At 38.4% G+C, this 3628-nt stretch carries 4 protein-coding genes; 1 reads left to right on the forward strand and 3 read right to left on the reverse strand.

Annotated elements, in window-relative coordinates; all coding sequences use genetic code 11:
• A partial coding sequence (gene guaB / locus K6G87_RS08025) for an IMP dehydrogenase (RefSeq protein WP_296835669.1) occupies positions 1–1335 on the reverse strand: 1335 nt, incomplete at its 3' end.
• Between the two features lie 98 nt (positions 1336–1433).
• The gene (locus K6G87_RS08030; RefSeq protein WP_296835671.1) at positions 1434–1952 is read right to left on the reverse strand and encodes a DUF6106 family protein; all 519 of its coding nucleotides are present in this window, start codon (positions 1950–1952) and stop codon (positions 1434–1436) included.
• A 310-nt stretch (positions 1953–2262) separates the two neighbouring features.
• Between K6G87_RS08030 and K6G87_RS08035 the strand changes: the two genes are divergently transcribed.
• Positions 2263–3135 carry a hypothetical protein gene (locus K6G87_RS08035; protein WP_296835673.1) on the forward strand — a complete coding sequence of 291 codons (873 nt, stop codon included), beginning with the start codon at positions 2263–2265 and terminating at the stop codon, positions 3133–3135.
• Between the two features lie 99 nt (positions 3136–3234).
• Here the strand turns inward: K6G87_RS08035 and K6G87_RS08040 are convergent.
• Positions 3235–3628, reverse strand: a 394-nt coding sequence (locus K6G87_RS08040) for an ACT domain-containing protein (protein ID WP_296835675.1), incomplete at its 5' end; no start/stop codon positions are given.

A 3628-nucleotide genomic window follows, 5' to 3' on the forward strand; every position in this document is an offset into this window, starting at 1 on the left:
AGTATTGCATCCGCAATATCCCATACCTGAACGAAGACCGCCGATAAGCTGGAATACTGTATCTTCAAGCATTCCCTTATAAGCAACACGTCCTTCAACGCCTTCAGGAACAAGCTTCTTGGCACCTTCCTGGAAGTAACGGTCCTTGGAACCATTCTCCATAGCTGCGATAGATCCCATTCCTCTGTAAACCTTATATTTACGACCCTGGAAAAGTTCTGTTGCGCCAGGAGCTTCATCACATCCTGCGAACATTGAACCCATCATTACAACGCTTCCGCCGGCAGCTAAAGCTTTTGTAATATCACCGGAGAACTTGATTCCGCCATCAGCGATGATCGGAATACCATATTCCTTTGCTACTGAGTAGCATTCCATAACTGCTGTAACCTGAGGAACACCGATACCTGCAACTACACGAGTAGTACAGATAGAACCAGGTCCGATACCAACCTTAACTGCATCAGCTCCAGCTTCAATAAGATCCTTTGTAGCCTGTGCTGTTGCTACGTTACCAGCTATAACGTCAAGATCAGGGAACTTCTTCTTGATCATACGAAGACAGTTAAGTACGTTTTCTGAATGACCATGGGCTGAGTCAAGAACTACAACGTCAACTTTAGCATCAACAAGAGCCTGAACTCTGTCAAGAACGTTAGCTGTGATACCAACACCGGCACCGCATACAAGTCTTCCCTGGCTGTCTTTTGCAGCAAGAGGATACTTAACAGCTTTCTCAATATCTTTAATAGTAATAAGACCTACAAGGTTGAAATTTTCATCAACAAGAGGAAGCTTTTCTTTCTTGGACTGACCGAGAATCTTCTTGGCTTCTTCAAGAGTTGTTCCTGCAGGAGCTGTTATAAGATTTTCAGAAGTCATAACTTCCTTGATCTTACGACTATAGTCTGTTTCGAACTTAAGATCACGGTTTGTGATAATACCGACAAGCTTCTTGCCTTCTGTGATCGGCACACCTGAAATCTTGAACTTAGCCATAAGTGAATCTGCATCTGCAAGTGTATGTTCAGGAGAAAGTGAGAACGGATCAGTTATTACACCGTTTTCAGATCTTTTAACCTTATCGACTTCTTCTGCCTGCTGCTCGATTGACATATTCTTGTGGATGATACCGATACCACCCTGACGAGCCATGGCAATTGCCATATCATGTTCTGTAACAGTATCCATTCCTGCACTCATCATTGGAATGTTAAGATGAATCTTTTTAGTAAGCTGTGTTCCAAGCTGAACCTGATTTGGGATGACCTGAGAATACTGAGGTACCAGTAATACGTCATCAAAAGTAATTCCTTCACCGATAATTTTGCCCATTTTGTTCTCCTAATTCATATATATATTAACTTAATTTGTTACCTGTATTATGAACGATGCAGGTGCCAAATATACTCTGCGCCTGCATCAAATAAATATCAATCTTTAAATGTCTTGCGTGGTGCTACCTGATATATAGCAGCAACAAGTCTTTCATCGGGATTCATGATAAGCTTCTGACGTCCATCATAATAGAAAGCATATCTTGTATCAGGCTGGTGAACTTCACCATCAGAAAAATCAAGAACCTGATAGTTCTTATTCTTATATTCGTCAAGATGATAAGAATTAATAGGTCCAAAAGCCTCCATACGCTCTGTATCGAACTTACCTACACGCTTACGGCTGTTCTTGTTGAGGATCTTATCAACAGTAACTTCCTTCTCGCAATACTGATATTCATATTCAATATTGGAATTAAGATTGCAAAGATAAGCCATGAAACCGAAAAAAACAGTGAATGCAAGAGTAACGATCATGCCAATAACTGCACCAATACCTGACATAAATCCAAATGCGCTGATAACAGCAAGAATAATACAAACAAATTTAAGAAGTACATACTGAGGTAATGTCTTCCTTTTCACCATACATTCTACATAATCAAGTTCATTCATCGTTACATCTCCGTTTATTATTATTTTACCATCCGTTCAAAAAATGTTTGACAGTAATGATATTATACTTTAAACAAAGTTGCAAGCATTTTCAACTCGTTATAAGAGGTCTTTAATAAATTTTATATAAAAATTGTAATTTTAAGTCTGAAGGCTCACATTTTATTATGAATTTTTGCTATATTCCATCTCTGCGTATGATTTCATCTATAATTAATATTTTTTTAATTGACCATAGGACAGAATTTATTTATTATGACCTAAGGGCTTTTTTAAGCCTATTAAATAAAAAATACAGAAGGTTAAGTTTATGGCAGTTTGGGATGATATTAAAAAGCAGCACAAGAAGGTAAGAAAAAAAGGCTTTAAAGCAATGGTCGGATACTTCTGGGATTACTACAAAATTCCCACAGCGGTTATTATCGCAACCATTATTTTCACAGTTTGTCTTATAAAAGATATGAGTTCAAATCTTCCTTACGGATTCTATGCAGTTATGATCAACTCCACTCTTCATCCTGAGGGACAGGATATCGGAGAAGATTTTGCCCAATATGCAGGCATTGATACAGAAAACTACTATTGTCTTGTTGATGGTACATTAACGCTTAGTACAAGTACCTATAATACTTATGATGTATCAACCCAGGAGAAACTCATGGCAATAACAGCTGCCGGAGATCTCGATGTTATGATTGCTGATCAGTCAGTTTTTGAATTATATGCAAGAAACTCCTATATGACTGATCTTAGAGATGTACTCTCTGAAGAAGAGCTTTCAAAGTATGATGGATATATATACTATTTTGATAAAGCTATAATTGATGCAATTGAGGACGGATCTTATGAAGCTTCCTATGATGCTTCTGCACAGGAAGATGCTTCCAACGAGGCTTCATCAGATGCAACAGTTTCCGAGGATGACATAAGTTATATGCTTGGAATTTCTACTCCTGATTCAATTATTACGGAAGAGAATTTTGTACTTCCTGATCCAGAGACCATGGAAGATCCTATTCCTGTTGGAATAGTTCTTACAGACTCAGCATTCATGCAGAGTACAAGCACTTATGCAGGTTCTGTTCCGATTTTCGGAATAATAGGTAACAGTAGCCGCACCGATGTAGCTATCCAGTTCCTCGAATACATGTTCTCCTATACTCCTTCCGAAAGCGAATCTTAATAACACACCATAAAAAAAGCACCTCATTACGAGGTGCCTTTTTTTGGAATAAGCATATAAGAAACAATAGATCAAATTGTTCTTAGCGGTAGTTATGCATCAGAGCTGTGTTTCAACAAATATATCGTAAATAGCGCTGATAGCCTTCTCGAAATCTCTGTTCTCAACACCAATGATGATATTAAGCTCAGAAGATCCCTGATCGATCATTCTTACGTTAACATTGGCATGAGCAAGGGCTGAGAAGATTCTTCCTGCAGTACCTCTTGTAGACTTCATGCCTCTACCAACGACTGCGATAAGGCCAAGATCTGATTCGATCTCAAGCATATCAGGTTTTGCAAGTCTGTGTATCTCACTTACGACTGCCTGCTCCTTGTTAATAAAATCATCTTCATGAACGAATACTGTCATAGTATCAATTCCTGAAGGAACATGCTCAATTGAGATATCATGATCTTCAAATGACTGAAGGACTTTTCTTACAAAACCT

It is taken from the genome of Butyrivibrio sp. (genome assembly GCF_024699075.1).

Bases quoted from the DNA above. Each gene is read 5' to 3' on its own strand.
- K6G87_RS08030 (WP_296835671.1), bottom strand. From the start codon at position 1,952: ATGAATGAACTTGATTATGTAGAATGTATGGTGAAAAGGAAGACATTA.
- K6G87_RS08035 (WP_296835673.1), top strand. From the start codon at position 2,263: ATGGCAGTTTGGGATGATATTAAAAAGCAGCACAAGAAGGTAAGAAAA.